We start from the raw sequence: 21,276 nt of genomic DNA on the forward strand, positions 1-21,276 counted from the left end.
CCGGTCCCGGATCAAGTCCAGGGCGACGTCATCGCCGGGGCGTCAGACAAGGTCGAACCCGGTCGTTGCCACCTTAACGCCCGGCACTGCGGAGCGCCCGCGCTGCAGCGTCGATGTGCCCGAGAGAGGGCGGCCGGTCCTGAGGCATTCGCCCGCATCGGCGGGGACGAGGGTAATGTAGACGTCGCACCCGTCGCTGCCGCCGAAGCGGACCTGAGTGGTCGCGCCAGGCGGGGTGGGGACAGGCGCCAGTTCCTGTCCGGAGGGTGAGATGCGCCGGATGATCCCGGGGGAATAGACGCCGGTAATCCACACCGTGTCCTCGGCATCGATGGCGAGCCCGTCGCAGTCGTTGCGGTCGAGCAGTACGCGGCGGTTCGCCAGTTGCAGGTCGGACGTCACATCCCAGGCGAGCGCCTGCCCGAAGGTTTCCGAGCAATAGAATTGCGCCAGCTTCGGGTTGTGCGCGATGCCGTTGGTGAAGCACAGGCCCTCGGCAAGCAGGATCGTGCGACCCTCGCGGGTCAGGCGCCAGAGCTGGGTGGGGCGGGCGGGCCTTGCGGCGATGACGCTCTCGATGTCCAGCGTGCCGAAGAACATTCCGCCTTCGCCATCGGGCCACATCTCGTTGATGCCGTTGACGGGGGCACCGTCGAGCGTGTCGATCAGCCAGCCCGAACGGCCCGAGGCGGGATCGTTCCAGCGCACGCCGCCCTGTCCGCTGGACAGCACCGCACCGTCCGCATTTACGAGGACGCCGCCGGTCCACATGCGATCGGGATCGAGCACGGTAACCGGCGTTCCATCCGGCTTCACGCCGTGGATGCCGCCCCCCACCACATCGCTGTACCAGACGAGGTCGCGTTCATGGTCGATGGCAAGGCCCTCCAGATAGATGCCCTGTGCCAGCGTGGCGTATTCTCCCGGCGCAAGCTGGACCATCTTCTGCCTCTCCCTGTCGGCGCATCGTTCGCGGGCCGTGGCGGAATGCTACCAGCATGGACCGGGGCAGCGAGCGGCGAGGACAACGCCCGGGCGGTATCGGTGGTGATCAACGGTACGGTCAGCCCGAGCCTGTCTGGAAATAAGATACACACTCACTCATAATCTCTTGCATCGGACACGTCGCAGGGCTTCAATCCGGTTCGCAGACATCGCTTGGGAGAGGCACGAATGCAGATGACGGGCGAGCAGCGGATTGACGCGCCTCGAGCCAGAGTGTGGGATGCACTCAATGACCCGGCGGTCCTGGCCCGGTGCATTCCGGGTTGTCAAAGCCTCGATCGCGACGGGGAAAACGGGTTTCTCGCCGTTGCCGAAGTGAAGATCGGTCCCATCGGCGCGCGGTTCAAAGGCAACGTGACGCTGTCCGACCTCGATGCGCCGAACGGCTACACCATTACCGGATCGGGCAATGGCGGTATCGCAGGTTCCGCGAAGGGCGGAGCCAGGGTGCGCCTTTCCGACATCGAAGTCGGTGGAACGCTGGTCGCCTACGACGTCGAGGCTGAAGTCGGGGGGCGCATGGCGCAACTCGGCGGTCCGATCATCGATGCGACGGCGAAGAACCTTGCGGGCAAGTTCTTCGGCCGGTTTGGGGAAGTCGTCGGCGGCGAGACGCCGGGAGCAGGGGCAACAATCGCTGCAACGCCTTTGGAGGCAGGCGCGGCGCCGATACCGTATGTCGCACATCGGGGCGGGGCCGTTCCTGCCACGCGCGGGGCGCTATGGGGCTGGGTCGTCGCCGTCGTTCTGGCATTGCTCGCCGGGTACATGCTGGCGGAGACGGGCATGGCAGCTCTGGTCGTCGTGCTGATGCTGCTCGTGGTGACGGCGGCGGCGGCTTACGAGGCCGGGCGCAGAGGTCTGGGGCAGGGGGTAGGCTCATGAAGCCGGCGCCTTTCGACTACGTGCAGCCCTCCAGCATCGAGGAAGCCTGCGGCATACTCGCCGAGGCGGGCGGCGGCGCGACGGTGATCGCAGGCGGGCAGACGCTGATGCCGCTGCTGGCGCTGCGCATGAGCCAGCCTTTCATCCTTGTCGATATCAACGGGATTGCCGCGCTCAAGGGCGTGACGCGGGAGGAGGGCGGCATGCGGATCGGCCCGGCGACGCGGCAGGCCGATGCCTTGCGGGACGAGACCCTGGCGCGCCACCTGCCGGCCTTCATCACCGCGCTCGGCCATGTCGGGCATTACCAGACGCGCAATCGCGGCACGGTGGGCGGATCGGTCGCGCTGGGCGAGCCCGCGGCGGAAATGCCCGCGACGGCGGTTGCACTGGGCGCGCGGATCGAGATCGCCTCGGTGCGCGGCACCCGCATTGTCCCGGCGGACGAGTTCTATCTTGGACCGTACATGACCGTGCTGGAACCTGACGAACTGGTGACCGGCGTGGTCTACCCCGAATGGCCGGACGGGCACCTCGTGCTGTTCCGCGAAGTGGCGCAGCGGCCGGGGGACTTCGCGCTCGTCGGCCTTGTCGGCGCGCTGGTGCTGGAGGACGGGGCGATCACCCGCGCAGGTGCCGGGTGGTTCGGCATGGGACCGACGCCGATCCGGGCGCGGCAGGTGGAAGCGGCGCTGGTCGGCACTGAACTCGATCGCATCGACCCGCACGCCATGGCGCGTCTCGCGGTCGCTGACACTGCGCCGTTCGACGATCACCACGCCAGCGCAGAATATCGTCGCACCGTGGGTGCTCGCATCTTCGCGCGCGCTCTCACCGAAACGCTGGACCTCAGGAGCGCAGCATGAGCGAGCATGTCATCGACCTCACCGTCAACGGTCACCGCCATTCCGCGCGGATCGAGGCGCGCACAGGCCTTGGCGAGTTCCTGCGCGATACGCTCGGCTATACCGGCACGCATCTCGCCTGCGAGCATGGGGTTTGTGGGGCCTGCACGGTCATGGTCGATGGCGTGGCCATGCGATCGTGCCTGATGCTGGCGGTGCAGGCGGACGGAACCGTGGTCACCACCGTGGAGGGCCTCGCCGCGCCGGACGGCGCGCTCCATCCGGTGCAGCAGGCGCTGAAGGACAACTTCGGGCTGCAGTGCGGCTTCTGCACGCCGGGCGTGGCGATGACACTGGCGGCCGTCACCCGCGATCATGAGGGGCCGGGGCTGGAGGAGGCGCTGACCAAAGCCATGTCCGGGCACTTGTGCCGCTGCACCGGCTATCAGGGCATCCGCCGCGCGATCCGGCAACTCGCGGGGGCATCGGCATGAACATAGATGTAGGGGGCATCGGCGCCGCGCGCTACGTCGGCACGCGCCAGCCGCGCAAGGAGGACGGACGGCTGCTCACCGGGCGCGGGCAGTTCACCGACGACGTGCGGGTGCCGGGGATGCTCCACGTCGCCTATGTGCGCTCGGCGGTGGCACGGGGGCGGATCGTCTCGATCGACCTCGACGCCGCGCGCGACATGCCGGGCATCCACGCGATCTACACGCAGGCGGACCTCGCAGCCGTGCCGGTGAGCTTCCAGACCTTCTTCTTCACGCCCGTCGAGGCGCCGGTGACCCTGCTCGCCGACGGGCGCGTCGCCTGCGTCGGCGATCCGATCGCGATGGTCGTCGCCGACAGCCGGGCGCTGGCGGAAGACGCCGCCTCTCTGGTCGAAGTGACGATCGAGGAGGAAGCGCCGGTCGTCACCATTGCGGATGCGCGGACCGGTGCGCTGGTTCACCCCGAACGCGACGACAACATCGCCGCCGAGATGGGCGACGAAGACACGCGGCTGGCGATCCAGCCCTTGCTCGATGCCTCGGCCCATGTCGTTACGACCCGCGTGCGTCACCAGCGCATCGCTCAGTCGCCGATGGAGGGGCGCGCCTGCCTCGCCTCTCCCGAGGGTACGAACGAGATGACGGTCTGGCTCGGCTGCCAGAGCCCGCACCTTGCCGCGCGCTGGATCGCGCTGGTGCTGGGGCTGCCGCAGGAAGCGATCCGGGTCATCGCAAAGGACGTGGGCGGCGGCTTCGGCCTCAAGAACATCCCGTGGAAGGAGGAGATGGCGGTCATCGCGGCGGCAAAGCTGATGCGCCGCCCTCTCAAGTGGATCGAGGACCGCTTCGAGGCGCTGACCGCGTCCAGCCATGCGCGCGACCAGGACGTAACGCTCAGCGTGGGCTTCGACGCTGACGCCCGCCTGACCGCCGCGTGGTGCGACTATGCCTGCAACAACGGCGCCTGGCCCATGGGCGAGGACGCCAACATCGCCGTCCACATGTTCATGTGGCCTTGCTACAAGCTGCCCGCCTACGGCTTCGTCACGCGCGGGTGGTACACCAATACCATGGGGCTGGGCGCCTATCGCGGGCCATGGGCGATGGAGTCGCTGGTGCGCGAGACGCTGCTGGACAAGGCGGCGCGGCGAATCGGCGTCGATCCGGTGGAGCTGCGCCGCCGCAACCTCGTCTACCTTTCCGACCAGCCGCACACCTCGACGCTGGGCATTCCGGTGGAGGACATCACCCCGGGCGAATGCCTCGAAAAGCTGGTCGCCAACTTGGATTTCCCCGCGTTCCGGCGCGAGCAGGCCGAGGCGCGCAAGGAGGGGCGCTACCTCGGCATCGGCGTCGCGACCTATATCGAGCCCACCGGCGCGGCCGGTTCCATGGCGCCGATGACGGGCGAGACGGTTCACTTGCGCATCGAGCCGACCGGCAAGGTCGTCGCGATGCTCTCCACCCATTCGCAGGGGCACGGCACCGCGACGACGATGGCGCAGGTCATCGCCGAACAGCTCGGCGTGCCTTACGAGGACGTCGCGGTCTACGAAGGCGACAGCGCCATCGGGGCGTTCTCCCCGGGCGCGGCGGGGAGCCGTCAGGGCGTCATTGCGGGCGGTGCAACGTGGAAGGCGGCGCAACTGCTGGCCGAGAAGGTCAAGGTCGTCGCCGCGCACTTGTCCAACGCCAGCGTCGAGACGATCACCATCGACGGGGGCATGGTCCACGTCGCCGGAGCGCCCGAGATGTCCCGCCCGCTGCGCGAAATCGCCGAGATCGCCTATGGCGAACCCGGCCGTCTGCCGCCCGGCCTCGCCACCGGGCTGGAGGCGCAGTACCGCTACCAGCCGCCGCCGATGACCATGACCAGCGCCGCGCACTGCTGCATGGTCGAGGTCGATGCCGAGACCGGCTTCGTCAGGATCCTGCGCTGGATCAGTTCGGAGGACTGCGGCACCGTCATCAATCCCGGCGTGGTCGAGGGGCAGATCGCGGGCGGGCTGGCGCAGGCGATCGGGCAGGTGCTGCTGGAGGACATGCCCTACGACGCGCGCGGCAATCCGCTGGCGGCGACGTTCAAGGACTATATGCTGCCGACGATTTTCGACGTGCCGGACTTCGAGTACCTCCACGCCAGCACGCCGTCGCAGACCATCGGCGGCATGCGCGGGGTGGGCGAGGGCGGCTGCATCATCGGTCCGCCGACTTTGGTGAACGCCATCGCCGATGCGCTCAGCCCGTTCGGGGAGATCGACGAACTCGTACTGCCGCTGACGCCCGCGCGGATACTCGACGTGATCGAACAGCGCGACGTTTCGGGCACCCGGGCGCCGGAGGTCGTGCCGGTGGCCGAGGTGACCGCGCCGGTCGAGGCCGCGCCCGTGGCTCAGGTTTCCGGGATCGACGGCGACTGGAACATGGTGCTCAAGACGCCGATGGGGCCGCAGGCGATGGTGGCGCACTTCGATTGCGATGGCGACGCGGTCTCCGGTTGGCTCGAAGCGCCGGAGGGCAGGCAGGTCTTTGCGGGCGGGGTGCTGTCGGGCAGTCAGCTGAAGTTTGAGATGAAAGTCGAGAAGCCGATGAAGATTACCCTGAAATACGACCTGACGTTCGATGGACAGACGGTTTTGGGGAAGTGCAAGATGGGCATGTTCGGCTCCGCCAAAGTGACGGGTGAGCGCGCCTGAAGTTCCTCCCCGAGCTTGCTCGGGAAGTAATTGCTACTTCACCTTGTATCCCGCGTAGACTGGCGGGGCGGCTCCGGTGCCGTCGCGCGAAGATGGCGGAAACTTGCCTGCTATATCGGTGATGCCGTACTCGCGCCCCAGTTCGGCACCGATCACGGTGCGCCCGTTGTGCCGCATCATCTGAGGATCATTCCAGAGCGCCCAGGCGAGGTGCCCGGTATAGCCCGCCGACTCCAGCGTACCCTCCAGATGCGCGAACCGCTCCGGCATCTGCTCCATCATCTGCATCAGCCGCTCGGTGGTCAGCGAGCCCATCCACACCGACACCGCCGCCACGTTCGCCCCCGCATCGGCGAAGTCAACGCCCATGTCGAAGGCCATCTTGTCCAGCCCCGCCTTGTGCGCCCCGTAGGCCGGGCCGAAGCAGTAGTGCATGGACCCCGGCGAAGAGGTGAACAGCACCAGCCCCTTGTCCTGCGCGGCCATATGCCGCGCCGCATGCCATGTGGTGACGAAGCCGCTGCGCACGCCGACGTTGATCATGTTGCCGATCTCGACCGGCTTTTCCCAGAACTGGCCCGGAGCGGAGAGGCTGTCGAGCACCGCGCAGGCATTGTTCACGAGGATGTCGATGCGCCCCTGCTCGGCGATGACCTGCTCGATCAGGGCCGCGGCTTGAGCGTCGTCCCCGCTGTCGCAGGCGACGGCGATGCCCTTGCCGCCTGCCTCGGTCACCTCGCGCGCGGTGGCGTGGATGGTGCCGGGCATGGAGGCGTCGCCCTCCTTCTGCGAGCGCCCGGTGACGTAGACCGTGCAGCCGTGCGAGCCGAGCGCCACGGCGATGCCGCGCCCGGCTCCGCGGCTGGCACCGGTGACGATGGTGATGGCAGGGGCGATGGGAGGCAGGACGGATGATTTACTCGCCATTGTTTCTCTCTCCCCCGCTTCCATCCTTGCGTCGTTGCGCGCGTGGCGAAGCAAGATGTCAGCCTATGTGGTCTGATTGGCCGGTCAACGCGCGCTGACCGATCACCGCCGCAGCGATTAGCTGCTGGCGTCCTTCACCGTCTCCATCGCCACGAACGTGGACGTGCTGGCGACGTGCGGCAGGCTGGAGATTTTCTCTCCCAGTACCACCCGGTAGCGGCGGATGTCGGCCGTGCGCACCTTGAGCAGATAGTCGAAGCTGCTGGCGATCATGTGGCATTCCTCCACTTCGGGAATGCGGCGCACGGCGCGGTTGAATTCGGTCAGCGCGCTTTCGCGGGTGTCGGACAGCTTCACTTCGGCAAAGGCCACGTGATCGAGCCCGAGGCTGGCGGGATCGACCACCGCGCGAAACCCCCGGATCACGCCGTTTTCCGTCAGCCGCCGCAAGCGTACCTGGCACGGAGTTTTCGACATGCCCACCGCCTTGGCGAGATCGGTCACCGTGATCCGGCCATCGGAGCGCAGGACCGCGATGATCTTGCGGTCCAGTTCGTCCAGTTCGACCGGTTGAGCGCTCTTTGCCATGCGATATGCCTTCAATGTGGATTTAAAAAAGTCGAACCGGATATTTCCGTGCCGCCGAAAAGGCAGAACGACAAGCGCGAATCGGCTAGCATCGCTTGCATGACCACGCCCGCCCTCTCGCCTTTTGGCCAGTTCGCCCCTGCTGTCCGCCCGATGACCCCGCTGCGCCGCGCTATCGCCGATGCGCGCCGCCGGGATGAGGCCGAGTGCCTTGCCCCGCTGCTGGGCGCCGCGACGCTGGACACGGACCTGAAGGCCAAGGTGCGCGAGACCGCCACCGCGCTCGTCACCACCCTGCGTGCCAATCACAAGGGCACCGGGGTCGAGGGGCTCGTGCAGGAATATGCGCTCTCCAGCCAGGAGGGCGTGGCGCTGATGTGCCTTGCCGAAGCGCTGCTGCGCATTCCCGACCACGCCACCCGCGACGCGCTTATCCGCGACAAGATCGCCGATGGCGACTGGAGCGGGCACCTCGGCGGCGGCAAGTCGCTGTTCGTCAACGCGGCCACATGGGGACTGGTGGTGACCGGCAAGCTGGTCGGCTCGGTCGATGACAAAGGGCTGGGCGCGGCACTGACCCGCCTCGTGGCGCGCGCGGGCGAGCCGGTGATCCGGCGCGGGGTGGATCTTGCGATGCGCATGATGGGCGAGCAGTTCGTCACCGGCGAGACGATCGAAGAGGCGGTGAAGCGCGCGAAGGAACTGGAAGCGAAAGGCTTCCGCTACAGCTACGATATGCTGGGCGAGGCGGCGACCACGGCCGCCGACGCGCGCCGCTATTACGCGGATTACGAAAACGCGATCCACGCCATCGGCAAGGCTTCGGCAGGGAAGGGGATATATTCCGGCCCCGGCATTTCGATCAAGTTGTCGGCCCTGCACCCGCGCTATGCCCGCGCACAGGCAGAGCGCGTGATGGGTGAACTGCTGCCGGCCGTGAAGGCGCTGGCGCTGATGGCCAAGGGCTACGACATCGGTTTCAACATCGACGCCGAGGAAGCCGACCGCCTCGAACTCTCGCTTGACCTGCTGGAGAGCCTGGCGCTCGATCCGGAACTGGCAGGCTGGGACGGCCTTGGTTTCGTGATCCAGGCCTACGGCAAGCGTTGCCCCTTCGTGATCGACTGGATCGTCGACCTCGCCCGCCGTGGCGGCCGCCGGATCATGGTGCGGCTGGTCAAGGGCGCCTATTGGGATGCGGAGATCAAGCGCGCGCAAGTCGACGGCCTCGCCGACTTCCCGGTCTACACCCGCAAGGTCCACACCGACGTCGCCTATATCGCCTGCGCGCGCAAGCTGCTTGCCGCGTCCGACGCAGTGTTCCCGCAGTTCGCCACGCATAATGCGCAGACCCTGGCGACGATCTATCGCCTCGCTCCCACGGTGCTGGGGCAGGGTTTCGCGGCCGGGCAGTACGAGTTCCAGTGCCTTCACGGCATGGGCGAGCCGCTGTATTCGCAAGTCGTCGGGGCCGACAAGCTTGACCGTCCCTGCCGTATCTATGCGCCGGTCGGCACGCATGAGACGCTGCTCGCCTACCTCGTGCGACGTCTGCTGGAGAACGGGGCGAACTCCTCGTTCATCAACCGTATCGCCGACCCGGCAGTGCCGGTGGAATCGATGGTGGCGGACCCTGTCGAGGTCGTGCGCGCCATGCCGAATCCGGGCGCGCGGCATGATCTGATCGCGGCACCCTCCGCTCTCTATCCCGATCGCCGCAATTCAGACGGCATCGACCTGACCGACGAGACCGCTCTCGAAGTGCTGGCCAATGCGCTGGCAGCCTCCGCTGCGACGCACTGGCGCGCCGCGCCGGAAGGCGTGGCGGGAGAGGGAGAGGGAGAGCCGGTGCGCAACCCGGCAGACCACAGCGACATCGTCGGCACCGTCATCGAACTCGCGCCGCAGGAGGCTGCAGCCGCCGTCGCTCGTGCCGCAGCCTCGAACTGGAGCGCCACGCCGGTCGAACAGCGCGCGGCCATGCTCGAACGCGCGGCCGATGCGATGCAGGATCGCATGGCGATGCTGATGGGGCTGACCATGCGCGAGGCGGGCAAGTCGGCCTCCAACGCCATTGCCGAAGTGCGCGAGGCGATCGACTTCCTGCGGTACTATGCGAAAACGGCGCGCGACAGTTTCGGTGCCGCTCAGGTGCCGCTGGGTGCCGTCGTGTGCATCTCGCCGTGGAACTTTCCGCTGGCGATCTTCACCGGGCAGGTCGCCGCAGCGCTGGTCGCGGGCAACTCGGTGCTCGCCAAGCCGGCCGAGGAAACTCCTTTGATCGCGGCGCAAGCCGTGCGCCTCCTTCACGAGGCAGGTGTCCCGGCGGACGCGCTGCAGTTGATGCCGGGCGCCGGAGAACTCGGCGCCGCGCTGGTGGCCGCGCCCGGGACGGCGGCGGTGATGTTCACCGGCTCGACCGAAGTCGCGCGCCTGATCCAGCGCCAGCTTGCCACGCGCTTGTCGCCGGAAGGCCGTCCGATCCCGCTGATTGCCGAAACGGGCGGGCAGAACGCGATGATCGTCGACAGCTCGGCGCTGGCTGAACAGGTCGTGGCCGACGTCATCGCATCGGCCTTCGACAGCGCGGGGCAGCGCTGCTCGGCACTGCGCGTGCTGTGCCTGCAGGAGGACGTCGCCGACCGCACGCTGACGATGCTCAAGGGCGCGCTGGCCGAACTGCACGTGGGCAATCCGGACCGGCTCGCCATGGATATCGGCCCGGTCATTACCGCCGAAGCCCAGGCCGGTATCGAGCGGCACGTTGCGAAGATGCGCGCCAAAGGCTGCCGCGTGGAGCAGGTTGCGCTGGGCGAAGGCACCGGGCAGGGCACTTTCGTCGCCCCTACGATCATCGAGATCGCCGGGATCGACCAACTCGAGAGGGAGGTCTTCGGCCCGGTTCTGCACGTCTTGCGGTTCCGCCGCGACGATCTCGGCAAGCTGGTGGAGAGCATCAACGCGACCGGTTACGGCCTGACTTTCGGCTTGCACACCCGACTGGACGAAACGGTGGCGCGGGTAACCGGCGCGGTGCGGGCGGGCAATCTCTACGTCAACCGCAATACCATCGGCGCGATCGTCGGCGTCCAGCCGTTCGGTGGGCGGGGCCTCTCCGGCACCGGCCCGAAGGCGGGCGGGCCGTTCTATCTCGGCAGGCTGGTCCAGGAGGCGCCGCAGGTGCTGCAGGCCGGTCCCGGGATGCCCGAACTGCTCGTCACGTTCGCGGCATGGCTGGACGGAAAGGGCGACACGGCGGCTGCCGCCCATGCCCGCGCGCTGGGCCGGTCTTCGGCCCTAGGGCTCGAGATGCTGCTTCCGGGGCCGGTCGGCGAGCGCAACCTCTATGCGCTTCACCCGCGCGGCCGGATCCTCCTGCGACCGACTACGCGGGCAGCACTGCTCGGTCAGATGGCCGCCGTCCTTGCGACCGGCAACTGCGCCACGGTGGAGGGCATGGACCTGCCTGACGGCCTGCCGGCAGCGATCGCCGCGCGCTTTCGTCCGGATGCCGCCGAGCCCTTCGCCGCCTGCCTCGTCGAAGGCGACGCGCAAGCAGTGCGCGGGGCCTGCGACTCGGTCGCGGCGCTGCCCGGGCCGATCGTGCCGGTGCACGTCTGGAACGAGCGCGGAATCGGCCCGAATGGAGCATGGTTGCTGGAAGAAGTGTCCACCTCGATCAACATTACGGCCGCAGGTGGCAACGCCAGCCTCATGATGATTGGTTGAAGTTTTCGGCAAGCTATTGGTAAAAACAGGTAATGCCCCGTAGCTTTCAGGCGGGGCACTCCTGCTGTCGCAAACGCGCAACAATCCGCCGGAATCTGCGAAACCTGTACCAAAGTCCTAGATTAGTCTCGTTGCGACCACACCGCGTTGGATTACAATGCAGGCGGGAGTAGGACATATGGGCAGACTGATCGTCGATGCGGCCTCGAGCCTCGATGGCTTCTGGGCTGACGCTCGCGGACGGAGCGTGTTTTGCACGTCGGACCTCCATGGTTCGGGCTTGTCCGGCAGGCTGGACGAAGTCTGCGGCGCGGTGGTGATGAGCAGACGGTCCTTCGAACTGTCCGAGGATACCGCATGGATCGCCGAAGCCTATCCGGGAAAAACCCCAGTCTTCGTGGTGACTGACGCACCTCTGGCGATCCCGTCGCACGGCGATTTCCATTTCGTGCCAACTTATGCGGACGCTTTCGCAGCGGCGCAGGATGCGGCGGGCGACAGGGCGGTCCTCGTCGTAGGCGAAGCGGGAGCGGTCAAGGCGGCGTTGCGATCGGGCCACGCGGATGAAATCTGGCTGCGGATGATGTCGCACACGCTGGGCAAGGGCGCGGCGCTGTTCGAGGACGACATCCCGGTCGAGAACTATTTCGTGTCGGAACTCGATACCACGCCGGACGCCGTCCACATGCACCTCGAGCGAAAGCTCGACGCCTGACGTTCAAGCCGGGCAGGGCTCCAGCGTCTCGCGCTTGTGCAGCGAAACGGTGAAGAGGAACACCGCCAGTCCGCCCAGCGCCAGGCATGCACCGATCCAGCCGGTCGAGGTCAGGCCGTAACCTGCCGCGATCGCCATGCCGCCCAGCCACGGGCCGATGGCGTTCGCGGTATTGAAGGCGCTGTGGTGCGCGGCGGCGGCCAGTGCCTGCGCATCGCCGGCCACGTCCATCAGTCGCGTCTGCAGGATCGTGCCGAGGCCGCCGCTGAAGCCGATCAGCAGCACCACGATGCAGAGCGTCCAGATATTGCCCGCCATCAGCGAGAACAGCGCCAGAGAAACCGCGCTGAACAGCAGCGCGCAGATGGCCGCCCTGGTCTGCGCCCGGTCGGCGACCCAGGCCCAGAACAGGTTGCCCACGGTCATGCCGACGCCGAAGATGGCCAGTACGGCGGGGACCAGTTTCTCCGAGACATGCGTGACCTCGATCATGGTGGAGGCGACGTAAGTGTACACGCAGAACAGGCCGCCGAAGCCGATCGCGCCGGTCAGCAGCGTCAGCAGAACCTGCGGGCGGCGCAGCGCGCCCAGTTCGCGCAGGGGGCTCGCGCTTTCGTCGGCGGGCTGGTGGGGGGCGTAGAGAGCGACGAGGGCCATGGTGATGATCGCAAGGCCGGATACGACCGCGAAGCCGCTGCGCCAGCCGATTGCCTGACCCAGCCAGTTGGCGGCGGGCACGCCGATGATCGTCGCAACGGTCAGGCCGGACATGACCATGGCCACCGACTGCGCGCGCTTGTTGGCGGGCACCATCGATGCGGCGACGAGGGCGGCGATGCCGAAGTACGCGCCATGCGGCAGGCCGCTGACGAAACGGCACAGCAGCAGCAGGTCATAGGTCTTGGCCAGCGCGGAGATGCCGTTGCCGATGGCAAACAGCGCCATCAGGCCGATGAGCAGGCGGCGACGCTCGATCTTGGCGGCAAGCACGGCGATCACCGGCGCGCCGACTACGACGCCCAGCGCATAGGCGCTGATTGCATGGCCCGCCTGCGGCTCGGTCAGGCCGAGATCGCGGGCGAAGAAGGGGACGAGGCTCATCGCCGCGAACTCGGTGGTACCGATGGCGAAGGCACCCATCGCAAGCGCAAGGATGACGAGCGCGGGATGAGTTGCGCGGGTGGAGGCGGAATTGGGCTGAGTCATGTTGCGACGCAACATAGAAACAAAGCCGCGATCCGGCTAGCTGCCAGGTGTTGCAAATTCCGCATCGTTGCTGTGAACAACCTGCATCATCGATTGCAGGGGCGGCATTCAAGCGTTTGCCGAGGTTGCTCCGGCACTGTAGGGGCCTTCGCAATTCAAGGCAATTCAGGCAGACTCATGGCCCGCAAGTATTCGAAGCACGGACCCTACGAAGACCTGCATCGCGAGGACGAGGAAGTTCCGGTCGAGCCGGTACAGTGCTGGCTCTGCGGGCGGCCCACAGGCGAGACAATCGTGTGGCATCACCCGGTGCCGAAAAGCCGGGGCGGGCGCGATGTCGTGCCGATGCATCCGATCTGCCAGCAGACGGTGATCGCGAACTTCACGAACTCCGAACTCCAGCGCTTCGGCACCGACGTGGACGCGCTGCTGATTTACCCGAACATTCGCAAGTTCGTGGACTGGGTGGCGAAGAAGGATCCCGATTTCAACGCGGCGATAACCAAGAAGCAGCGGTAACCTGACACGGCGGTCGCGTTTGACCGCCCGTCATCCCAGCGAAGGGTGGGACCGCTATCGTTGGTGGCTAGCCCTCGAAGGACGGCGATAGTTCGCGGGCGTCCTGGAGCGAGGTCGCATGATGGCCACAACGGTCCCAGCCTTCGCTGGGATGACGGGTGTGAGGATCGAAGTGAGTTCTTTCCGCCTCAGAACACCGGATCGAAGCCCGGAGGCAGTTCGCTGGCAGGACCGTCATCCTTGCCGGGGACGTGGATCCCGCATTCGGTCTTGTCCCAGCCTTTCCAGCGGCCCGAGCGCGGGTCTTCACCGGGCGCGACCTTGCTGGTGCAGGGCATGCAGCCGATCGAGGGATAGCCTTCCGCCACCAGCGGATGCGCGGGCAGTTCGTGCTCGGCGATGTAGGCGGCCAGACGCTCCGCCGACCAGTCGATCAGCGGGTTGATCTTCAGGCGGCCCTGCGCGTCCGTCGTGTCGATCTCGAAGCGCGGCAGGTGCGAGCGGGTCGAGTTCTGGAAAGACTTGCGGCCGGTGAAAGACGCATCGTAATGCGCCAGCGCCTTGGCGAGCGGCTTGACCTTGCGGATTTCGCAGCAGCCGTCCGGGTCCCACGACCAGCGCAGGCCGTTCTCGTCCTTCTTGGTGATCTCGGCTTCGTCGGGCGTCAGGTTGATGAGGTTCGTCAGGCCGAGGCGCGTGATCAGGGTGTCGCGATAAGCCAGCGTCTCGGGGAAATGCTTGCCGGTTTCCAGGAACAGCACGGGCACGCTCGGGTCCACGCTCGCGACGAGGTGGAGCAGCACCGCGCTTTCCGCGCCGAAGCTGGAAACGATCGCCACATCGCCCGCCATCCGCTCCTTCAGCAGCGTCTCGAGCATCTCGCTCGTGTCGGTGCCGCGGAACAGGCGGTTGAGACGCACCGCGTCCGCCTCGGTGAACCGGGCGGAGGTGTCGATGCGGTCCCTGATACGGTCTTCGTTTTCAGCTTCGGTACGGAACATAGGGATATCCCTTCTGGCCCCTGGACTTGCGCTCCCCTCAGGCGGGGTGGCGCTTGGCCCAGATGGCCTGCCTGCCGTCGACGACGGTGGCCTGGTATACGTTGTCCCACCGCTCGAAGGCGTTCTTCGCATCGGTGGGGTTGAGCGCCTTGTCGGGCGCGAAGGCATCGAAGCCGCAGCGGCGCATGTGATGCAGCATGTCGATCACAAGGTCGCCCACGCCGCGCAGTTCGCCTTCGTAACCGGCTTCGCGCAGGATACGGGCGGCGGAGTAGCCGCGCCCGTCGGTCCACGCCGGGAAGTTCACTTCCACGAGCGAAAGCCGGTCGAGATAGGGCAGCAGCGCGCGGGCATCCTCGCCCGGTTCGATGCGCACGGCGGTGGCGTTCGACTGTTCGGAGAACGCATCCACGGTGACGGCAGGATCGTTGACGGCTTCGTCGTCACGGAAGCGGAACTGGACGTCAACCATAGATGGCCTCCTTGAACGGATCCATGCCGATACGGCGATAGGTGTCGAGGAAGCGCTCCTCGCCCTGCTTGTTGGCGAGGTATACTTCGGTGGCTTTTTCGATCGCATCGACCACGCCGTCCTCGGTGAAACCGGGGCCGATGATCTTGGCGAGCGATGTGTCCGCGCCCTCGCTGCCGCCGAACAGGAGCTGGTAGTTTTCCAGGCCCTTCTTGTCGACGCCGAGGATGCCGATGTGACCCGCGTGGTGGTGGCCGCAGGCGTTGATGCAGCCCGAGATCTTGAGCTTCAGCTCGCCGATCTCGGCCTGCTTCTGCGCCGAACCGAAGCGTTCGGAGATCTTCTGCGCGACCGGGATCGAGCGGGCGTTGGCGAGGCTGCAATAGTCGAGGCCGGGGCAGGCGATGATGTCGCCCACGGTGTCGAGGTTGGCAGTGGCGAGGCCCGCTTCGTCGAGCGCCTGCCAGACGGTGTAGAGGTCGGCCTTCTTCACGTGCGGTAGGACGATGTTCTGGGCGTGGGTGACGCGCAGTTCGTCGAACGAGTACTCGGTGCCCAGCTTCGCCATCAGGCGGATCTGGTCGGCCGAGGCATCGCCGGGGATGCCGCCCACGGGCTTGAGGCTGATCGTCGCGATGATGTAGCCCGGAACCTTGTGCGCGGTGGTGTTGCGCTCCACCCAGAGGCGGAAGTCGGGATCGGTAAGGTCCAGATCGTCCGACAGGCCGGTCTCGAAGGCGGGACCTGTGAAGTGCGCCTTGATCCGCTCCAGTTCGGCGAGCGGCGGCTCGATCGGCTGGGTCAGCAGGTGCGCGAATTCTTCCTCGACCTGGCGGACATATTCGTCGCGGCCCAGTTCGTGAACGAGGATCTTGATGCGCGCCTTGTACTTGTTGTCGCGGCGGCCATGGCGGTTATAGACGCGCAGGCACGCCTCGGAGAAGGTGATGAGCTGGTCCAGCGGCACGAAGTCGCGGATCAGCGGCGCGATCATCGGAGTGCGGCCCATGCCGCCACCGGCGTAGAACTGCGCGCCGATCTCTCCGGCGTCGTTACGCACCATCTTGATGCCGATGTCGTGCAGGCGCATCGCCGCGCGGTCGGTCTCGGAGGCGATTACGCAGATCTTGAACTTGCGCGGCAGTACCAGGAATTCCGGGTGGAAGCTGGACCACTGGCGCAGCAGTTCCGCATAAGGGCGCGGATCGATGATCTCGTTGGCGGCGGCACCGGCGAACTGGTCCGAGCTGATGTTGCGGATGCAATTGCCGCTGGTCTGGATCGCGTGCATTTCCACCTTCGCCAGCTCGGCGAGGATGTCGGGCGTCTCTTCCAGCTTGATCCAGTTGTACTGGATGTTCTGGCGGGTGGTGAAGTGGCCGTAGCCGCGGTCGTACTTGTCCGCGATGTCCCCCAGCAGGTGCATCTGGGTGCCGTTGAGGGTGCCGTAGGGCACCGCGACGCGCAGCATGTAGGCGTGCAGCTGGAGGTACAGGCCGTTCTGCAGGCGCAGCGGCTTGAACTGGTCCTCGGTCAGATCGCCCGAGACGCGGCGGCGCACCTGGTCGCGGAATTCCTCGACCCGCACATCGACCATCTGCTGGTCGTATTCGTCGTACTTGTACATCAGATCACCCAGTTCAGAGCGGCGGGGTCGGACGGCTTGAGCGTCAGGTCGAGGCGCACGGTCGGGCCGAAGGCGCGGATGCGCTCCTTGATGTGCGCGGGGCGCACGCCTTCGTCGGTCTTTTCGCCATCGACGACATAAGCGGCGAAGACGTTCTGCGCGCCTTCTTCACGCGCGATGATCGCCGCGCCGCCGTCTGCCACGTCGGCGCTGTCGTTCACGTCGAGCGACCAGCCGAAGCCGGTCCACCACACGACGGCGCCGCTTTTCAGGTCGTTGCCCGTCAGGATTTTCACTGCATTGCCTCCAGCGCCAGGGCGCGAATGGTGTTGTCCGCCGAGTCCCCATCCGAGTCAGGGGCGTCGGCAGCGACCGAGCCGATAACGATAAGCGCGGGGCTTTGCACCTTCTGACTTTCGACAAGATGCGCAAGACCGGCCAGCGCAGAGCGCAGGACTCGCATGTCGGAGCGGGTCGCCTTCTCGATAATTGCGACGGGCACGTCGGGCGCCAGGCCGTCGGCGATCAGCTTTTCGGAGATCTGCGCGGCCGTGGCGATCCCCATGAAGATCACCAGCGTGCGTCCCGTGCCCGCAAGGCCCGACCAGTCCTGTTCGGACAGGCCCTTGCACTGGCCCGCCACGAAGCTGACGATCGAGGCATGGTCGCGGTGGGTCAGCGGGATCTGCGCTGCCGCCGATGCGCCCAGCGCCGAGGAGATGCCGGGCACGACCTCTACCGCCACGCCAGCCGCGCGGCAGGCCTCGGCCTCTTCGCCGCCGCGACCGAACACGAAGGGATCGCCGCCCTTGAGGCGCACGACGTCATTGCCGGCCAGCGCCTCGCGCACGAGGAGGGCGTTGATCTCCTCCTGCTTCATGGTGTGGCGCGAGCGGGCCTTGGCGACCGAGATCAGCTTCGCCGTAGGCCGCGCCATCGCCAGGATCGCGGGGTCGACGAGGCCGTCATGCACGATCAGCGAAGCGCTCATCAGCAGGCGCGCGGCGCGCAGGGTCAGCAGGTCCGGGTCGCCGGGGCCTGCACCCACGAGATGCACCTTGCCCACGCGGGGCGTCTTGGGGGGATTCGCGGTCATGGTGTGGCGCAAATGGGCGCGATGGTCGTCGGATGCCAGCCATAATGGCTTTGAGGGGGGTAAGGGGAGCTTTACGCTGGCCGGATTGCCGCTTTTGCAAAGCGGTTCGCAGGAAATTACGCATGACTTCGGTGCTTCATTAGCTCCGGCTCTAACCGAATCTTAACCTAACTTGTGGACGTTTGCCTCACACATGGAGGTGGACTGATGCCCATTGCGGCCCATTTTGAAGCGCCTGAAGCAAACGGTCGCCCGCGTGCGGAGCGTCGACGCCTGTTGCTGGAGACGCAAGGGGCGCTGGAGTCGGGCGAGCACATGAAGGTGGTGCTGCACAATTTCTCCGAAACCGGCGTGCTTCTGGAAAGCAAGGTCGAACTCGAGATAGGCGAAGTGCTGGACCTCGATCTGCCGGAAGCGCCGCACGCGCGCGCGCGGGTCATCTGGGCCAGCGGCTCGCTCTATGGTTGCGCCTTCGATGCGCCGATACCCAGCGCGACCTTGCGGGCGGCGCAGCTTCGCAGCGCCGTGCAGACCGAACTCGGGCTGGGTGCCGCGCCTGCACCGATGGGTCCGGGTGCGATCGGCGGCGAGAGCCTGGGGGAGCGGCTTCATCGCCTGCGCAAGCTGCGCGGGCTGACGCAGGGCGAACTGGCCAGTCGCCTCGGCGTGTCCAAGCCGACCGTGTGGGCCTGGGAGCAGGGACGTGCCCGCCCGATCGAGGAGCGTCTGGACGCGATCGCCGAAGCGCTTGGGGTCGAGGCCGCGGAATTGCGGCCTAGTCGCACGGTGCCAGGCCTGACCGACCTCATCTCCCGCTGCCGGGACCAGATCGCGGCGGCAGTGGAAACGACGCCGGACAAGGTCCGTATCATGATCGAACTGTAAAGCGGCGCTCTGCTGCTTCATCTCTGGTCATCGTTGATCTGCTGAATTCGAAGCGTGGCGCAGCCAATCTGCATCGGCAGAATTTCGTATTTTCCACGGCACCTTTAAGTGGTAAACAGAATTTTAAGAAATTCGTGAAGTTAGTTCTATTAACTAATAGAACTAAATTACAGCATAGTTAATGAAATATCTATGGTTAATGATATTAATTTTATCTGCGGAGTGTTTTACTCAAATCTCCAGGCGCAGATTCGCGGCGGCCAAGAGGGTCGCTGAAGGACAGGTCGAGGCAGGCACCGGGACGTAGTCGGCATGGGCATGAACTTCACATTTCAGGAAAGCTCGGTCCTCTACGGGATGCTGGCCGAGAGTTCGACCGACGTGATCCTCAAGACCGATCCCAAGGGATTCATCGTCCACGCCACACCGGGCATCGCCGAACTCGGCCACCGCGATCTCGTGCGGATGGACGGGCCTGCGCGCACCGATGGAGGGGTGCTGGTCGGCCCGCATCTCCTGGACCTCGTTGCGCCCGAGGCCAAGCAGCAGATATCCAAGGCCCACGCCCGCGCGATGGCGGGGGAGGATCTCGACTGGATCGAGTTTCCGGCCCTGACCCGTGACGACCGCAAGCGCTGGTTTGAACTGCGCCTGCGGGCGCTTTTGCGACACGACGGGGCACCTTATGGCGTGCTTGGCGTCATGCGCAACGTCGATGAACTGCGCTCGCTCAGCGAACGGCTGTTCACCGCGACCTATACCGATCCGCTGACGGGGCTCACCAATCGTACTGCGTTCATCTCGATGCTGGAGCACATGCTCGATGCGGGAATGGAGGGCTGCCTCGCCCTGTTCAGCATCGATTTCTTCCGCACGATCAACATGCAGTACGGCCAGAACGTCGGTGACGAGGTGCTGACCGTCTTCGCCGATCTCCTGCGCGAACTGTTGCGGACCGAGGACATCATATCGCGCATCGGGTCGGAGCGGTTCGCCGTGATCCTGCCGCGTGTCACGGCGGCCGAGGCGGAAGGGATCTGCCGCCGCGTGGTGACGACGCTGGCCGAGCTCAAGCAGGCGATCGGCGACGGCAGCTTCGCAATGACCGCCAGCGCCAGCGTCGCCCGCGTCGGCACCAGCCTCGATTCCACGATCGAGCGTGCCGAGATGGCGCTGTTCGTGGCCAAGGCCAAGGGTCGCAACCGGCTGGAAATGGAAAAGCCCGTCCGGCTCGCGGTAGGCTGAATACCCGCAAAAAGGAGGGGCGCCGCCGTCGCCGGTGACGCCCCCTTTCGTCAGGTTGTGGTTACGTCAGTTCAGCAGCCCGGCGTAGCGGTCGAGCGCTGCCAGCGGTCCTTCGGGCCAGCGCGAGAGCACCAGCAGGCGCTTGTGTCCGCCGCCGATGGCGAGTTCATCGGTTACGCCCATGCCGCCATGGAACTGGATCATCTCATGCCCCAGCGTCACCGAAGCATCGGCGATGTAGGCCCGCGCGCCATGGACGGCATTCGCGAACTGGTCGCTTCCCCATGACACGAGCGCGAGGTTGAGAAGGGCGCGGCTCTGCTCGATCGCTGCGTACTGGGCGACCATGCGGTGCTGGATCGCCTGAAACGAGCCCAGCGCGGCCCCGAACTGGTCGCGCGTGCGCAGATAATCGATGGTTTCGGCGAATATCCGCTCCATGATCCCCAGCGCCTCGGCGCTGCGGGCGAGGGCGGCGAGGTCGCTGGTCGCGGCTATGGCGGCGAGCCCGTCGTCGCTCAGCTTGTGGTCGGCGGGGACTGCCACGCCGGTCAGTTCCAGCGAAGAGGCCACGCTGCCGTCCGCCATGTGCCAGTCACGGGTCGCCACTCCGGCGCTTGCCCTGGGCACGAGGAACAGGGCGATGCCGGCCTTGTCGCCGGGCTTACCGGACATGCGTGCCGAAACGATATAGCCGTGCGCTCCGCCGCCGGCGACGCAGTACGGCTTGGAGCCCGTCAGCTTCCAGCCGTCGCCCTCGGCGACTACGGTCGTTTCCACCCAGTCCAGACCGTCGCGCGCGCGCGCTTCGGCATGAGCGAGGGCAAGGCGCCTGGTGCCGGTCAGCAGGTCTTCCAGCCATTCGCCGCGAAGCGATTCGGGCGCCGTCGTCGCAAAGAGTCTTCCCGCCATCACTATCGATTCGGCAAGCGGCTCTACGACCAGCCCGCGGCCAAGCGCCTCGAAAACCGTGGCAATGCCCGTCGCGTCGAGGCCGAGGCCGCCCATGTCCTCCGGGAAGGGCGCGGCGATCAGGCCGAGTTCGCCAAGCAGTTCCCAGTTGGCGCTTGAAAAGCCGGCAGGCTCCGCCAGAAAAGCGCGGCGGCTGTCGTGGTCGTAATGGTCGGTAACGAAGCGCTCGGTCAGGGCCTTGAGCATTTCCTCGTCTTCGCTGAGGTCGAAATTCACAATTCTCTCCCCATCGGGCACTTCCGAAAGGACGTCCCGCTTGATCCCGGGTTTCTATCACCAGCCGCGGCCCTGTTACCGCTGGGCAAAAGGCTAGTCATAAAAACGCGGTAATTCGGCGCTTCAAGCAATTGTGCCCCCCGATTCCGCGGG

Annotated in this window: 19 protein-coding genes; 9 read left to right on the plus strand and 10 right to left on the minus strand. The window is 66.3% G+C overall.

Annotated features, from left to right (window positions below; genetic code table 11):
• Positions 1-42: 42 nt before the first annotated feature.
• Entirely contained in the window at positions 43-942 is a 900-nt protein-coding gene (locus ACODRZ_RS00540) for an SMP-30/gluconolactonase/LRE family protein (protein ID WP_488969072.1), read from the minus strand.
• Between the two features lie 237 nt (positions 943-1,179).
• Between ACODRZ_RS00540 and ACODRZ_RS00545 the strand changes: the two genes are divergently transcribed.
• Genes ACODRZ_RS00545 through ACODRZ_RS00560 form a run of 4 tightly spaced genes read left to right on the plus strand, consistent with a single transcriptional unit; the run spans position 1,180 to position 5,925 of the window.
• Positions 1,180-1,890, plus strand: coding sequence for an SRPBCC family protein (locus ACODRZ_RS00545; RefSeq protein WP_488969149.1), 711 nt, complete (start codon positions 1,180-1,182; stop codon positions 1,888-1,890).
• A complete protein-coding gene (locus ACODRZ_RS00550; RefSeq protein WP_488969073.1) occupies positions 1,887-2,756 on the plus strand; it encodes an FAD binding domain-containing protein in 870 nt (289 codons plus the stop codon). The genes ACODRZ_RS00545 and ACODRZ_RS00550 overlap by 4 nt, the downstream gene beginning before the upstream one ends.
• Positions 2,753-3,229 carry a (2Fe-2S)-binding protein gene (locus ACODRZ_RS00555; RefSeq protein ID WP_488969074.1) on the plus strand — a complete coding sequence of 159 codons (477 nt, stop codon included), beginning with the start codon at positions 2,753-2,755 and terminating at the stop codon, positions 3,227-3,229. The genes ACODRZ_RS00550 and ACODRZ_RS00555 overlap by 4 nt, the downstream gene beginning before the upstream one ends.
• The gene (locus tag ACODRZ_RS00560) at positions 3,226-5,925 is read left to right on the plus strand and encodes a xanthine dehydrogenase family protein molybdopterin-binding subunit (protein ID WP_488969075.1); all 2,700 of its coding nucleotides are present in this window, start codon (positions 3,226-3,228) and stop codon (positions 5,923-5,925) included. Before ACODRZ_RS00555 ends, ACODRZ_RS00560 begins: the two co-directional genes overlap by 4 nt.
• A 33-nt stretch (positions 5,926-5,958) precedes the next feature.
• On the opposite strand, the gene ACODRZ_RS00565 is transcribed toward ACODRZ_RS00560, so the two are convergent.
• Together ACODRZ_RS00565 and ACODRZ_RS00570 are read right to left on the minus strand one after the other, a co-directional pair.
• On the minus strand, positions 5,959-6,852 hold the full coding sequence (locus tag ACODRZ_RS00565; RefSeq protein ID WP_488969076.1) for an SDR family NAD(P)-dependent oxidoreductase: 894 nt from the start codon (positions 6,850-6,852) through the stop codon (positions 5,959-5,961).
• Between the two features lie 117 nt (positions 6,853-6,969).
• Positions 6,970-7,440 (minus strand): Lrp/AsnC family transcriptional regulator, encoded by a 471-nt coding sequence (locus ACODRZ_RS00570; RefSeq protein WP_488969077.1) that lies wholly within the window; start codon positions 7,438-7,440, stop codon positions 6,970-6,972.
• A 99-nt stretch (positions 7,441-7,539) separates the two neighbouring features.
• On the opposite strand from ACODRZ_RS00570, the gene putA reads away from it, so the two are divergent.
• Complete coding sequence (putA, locus tag ACODRZ_RS00575) at positions 7,540-11,169, plus strand: trifunctional transcriptional regulator/proline dehydrogenase/L-glutamate gamma-semialdehyde dehydrogenase (protein ID WP_488969078.1); 3,630 nt, start codon at positions 7,540-7,542, stop codon at positions 11,167-11,169.
• Positions 11,170-11,347: 178 nt separating this feature from the next.
• Positions 11,348-11,884 (plus strand): dihydrofolate reductase family protein, encoded by a 537-nt coding sequence (locus tag ACODRZ_RS00580; protein ID WP_488969079.1) that lies wholly within the window; start codon positions 11,348-11,350, stop codon positions 11,882-11,884.
• A gap of 3 nt (positions 11,885-11,887) precedes the next feature.
• On the opposite strand, the gene ACODRZ_RS00585 is transcribed toward ACODRZ_RS00580, so the two are convergent.
• Positions 11,888-13,090, minus strand: a complete 1,203-nt coding sequence (locus ACODRZ_RS00585; protein ID WP_488969080.1) for an MFS transporter — start codon at positions 13,088-13,090, stop codon at positions 11,888-11,890.
• A gap of 177 nt (positions 13,091-13,267) precedes the next feature.
• Here ACODRZ_RS00585 and ACODRZ_RS00590 point away from each other — a divergent pair, with 177 nt between their 5' ends.
• Entirely contained in the window at positions 13,268-13,609 is a 342-nt protein-coding gene (locus ACODRZ_RS00590; RefSeq protein ID WP_488969081.1) for a hypothetical protein, read from the plus strand.
• 188 nt (positions 13,610-13,797) lie between these two features.
• Here ACODRZ_RS00590 and ACODRZ_RS00595 read toward each other — a convergent pair whose 3' ends face one another.
• Genes ACODRZ_RS00595 through cobA form a run of 5 tightly spaced genes read right to left on the minus strand, consistent with a single transcriptional unit; the run spans position 13,798 to position 17,805 of the window.
• Positions 13,798-14,610 carry a phosphoadenylyl-sulfate reductase gene (locus ACODRZ_RS00595; protein WP_488969082.1) on the minus strand — a complete coding sequence of 271 codons (813 nt, stop codon included), beginning with the start codon at positions 14,608-14,610 and terminating at the stop codon, positions 13,798-13,800.
• A 37-nt stretch (positions 14,611-14,647) separates the two neighbouring features.
• The gene (locus tag ACODRZ_RS00600) at positions 14,648-15,082 is read right to left on the minus strand and encodes a DUF934 domain-containing protein (protein ID WP_488969083.1); all 435 of its coding nucleotides are present in this window, start codon (positions 15,080-15,082) and stop codon (positions 14,648-14,650) included.
• Positions 15,075-16,709 carry a nitrite/sulfite reductase gene (locus ACODRZ_RS00605; RefSeq protein WP_488969084.1) on the minus strand — a complete coding sequence of 545 codons (1,635 nt, stop codon included), beginning with the start codon at positions 16,707-16,709 and terminating at the stop codon, positions 15,075-15,077. The genes ACODRZ_RS00600 and ACODRZ_RS00605 overlap by 8 nt, the downstream gene beginning before the upstream one ends.
• On the minus strand, positions 16,709-17,005 hold the full coding sequence (locus tag ACODRZ_RS00610) for a DUF2849 domain-containing protein (RefSeq protein ID WP_488969085.1): 297 nt from the start codon (positions 17,003-17,005) through the stop codon (positions 16,709-16,711). The genes ACODRZ_RS00605 and ACODRZ_RS00610 overlap by 1 nt, the downstream gene beginning before the upstream one ends.
• Positions 17,002-17,805, minus strand: a complete 804-nt coding sequence (gene cobA, locus ACODRZ_RS00615; RefSeq protein ID WP_488969086.1) for a uroporphyrinogen-III C-methyltransferase — start codon at positions 17,803-17,805, stop codon at positions 17,002-17,004. Before cobA ends, ACODRZ_RS00610 begins: the two co-directional genes overlap by 4 nt.
• Before the next feature lie 207 nt (positions 17,806-18,012).
• Between cobA and ACODRZ_RS00620 the strand changes: the two genes are divergently transcribed.
• Positions 18,013-18,690: a helix-turn-helix domain-containing protein gene (locus tag ACODRZ_RS00620; RefSeq protein ID WP_488969087.1), complete on the plus strand. Its 678-nt coding sequence runs from the start codon at positions 18,013-18,015 to the stop codon at positions 18,688-18,690.
• Positions 18,691-19,008: 318 nt separating this feature from the next.
• Entirely contained in the window at positions 19,009-19,935 is a 927-nt protein-coding gene (locus ACODRZ_RS00625) for a GGDEF domain-containing protein (RefSeq protein WP_488969088.1), read from the plus strand.
• A gap of 66 nt (positions 19,936-20,001) precedes the next feature.
• Here ACODRZ_RS00625 and ACODRZ_RS00630 read toward each other — a convergent pair whose 3' ends face one another.
• On the minus strand, positions 20,002-21,123 hold the full coding sequence (locus ACODRZ_RS00630) for an acyl-CoA dehydrogenase family protein (RefSeq protein WP_488969089.1): 1,122 nt from the start codon (positions 21,121-21,123) through the stop codon (positions 20,002-20,004).
• Positions 21,124-21,276: the final 153 nt, after the last annotated feature.

Source organism: Novosphingobium sp. FG90, assembly GCF_057808725.1.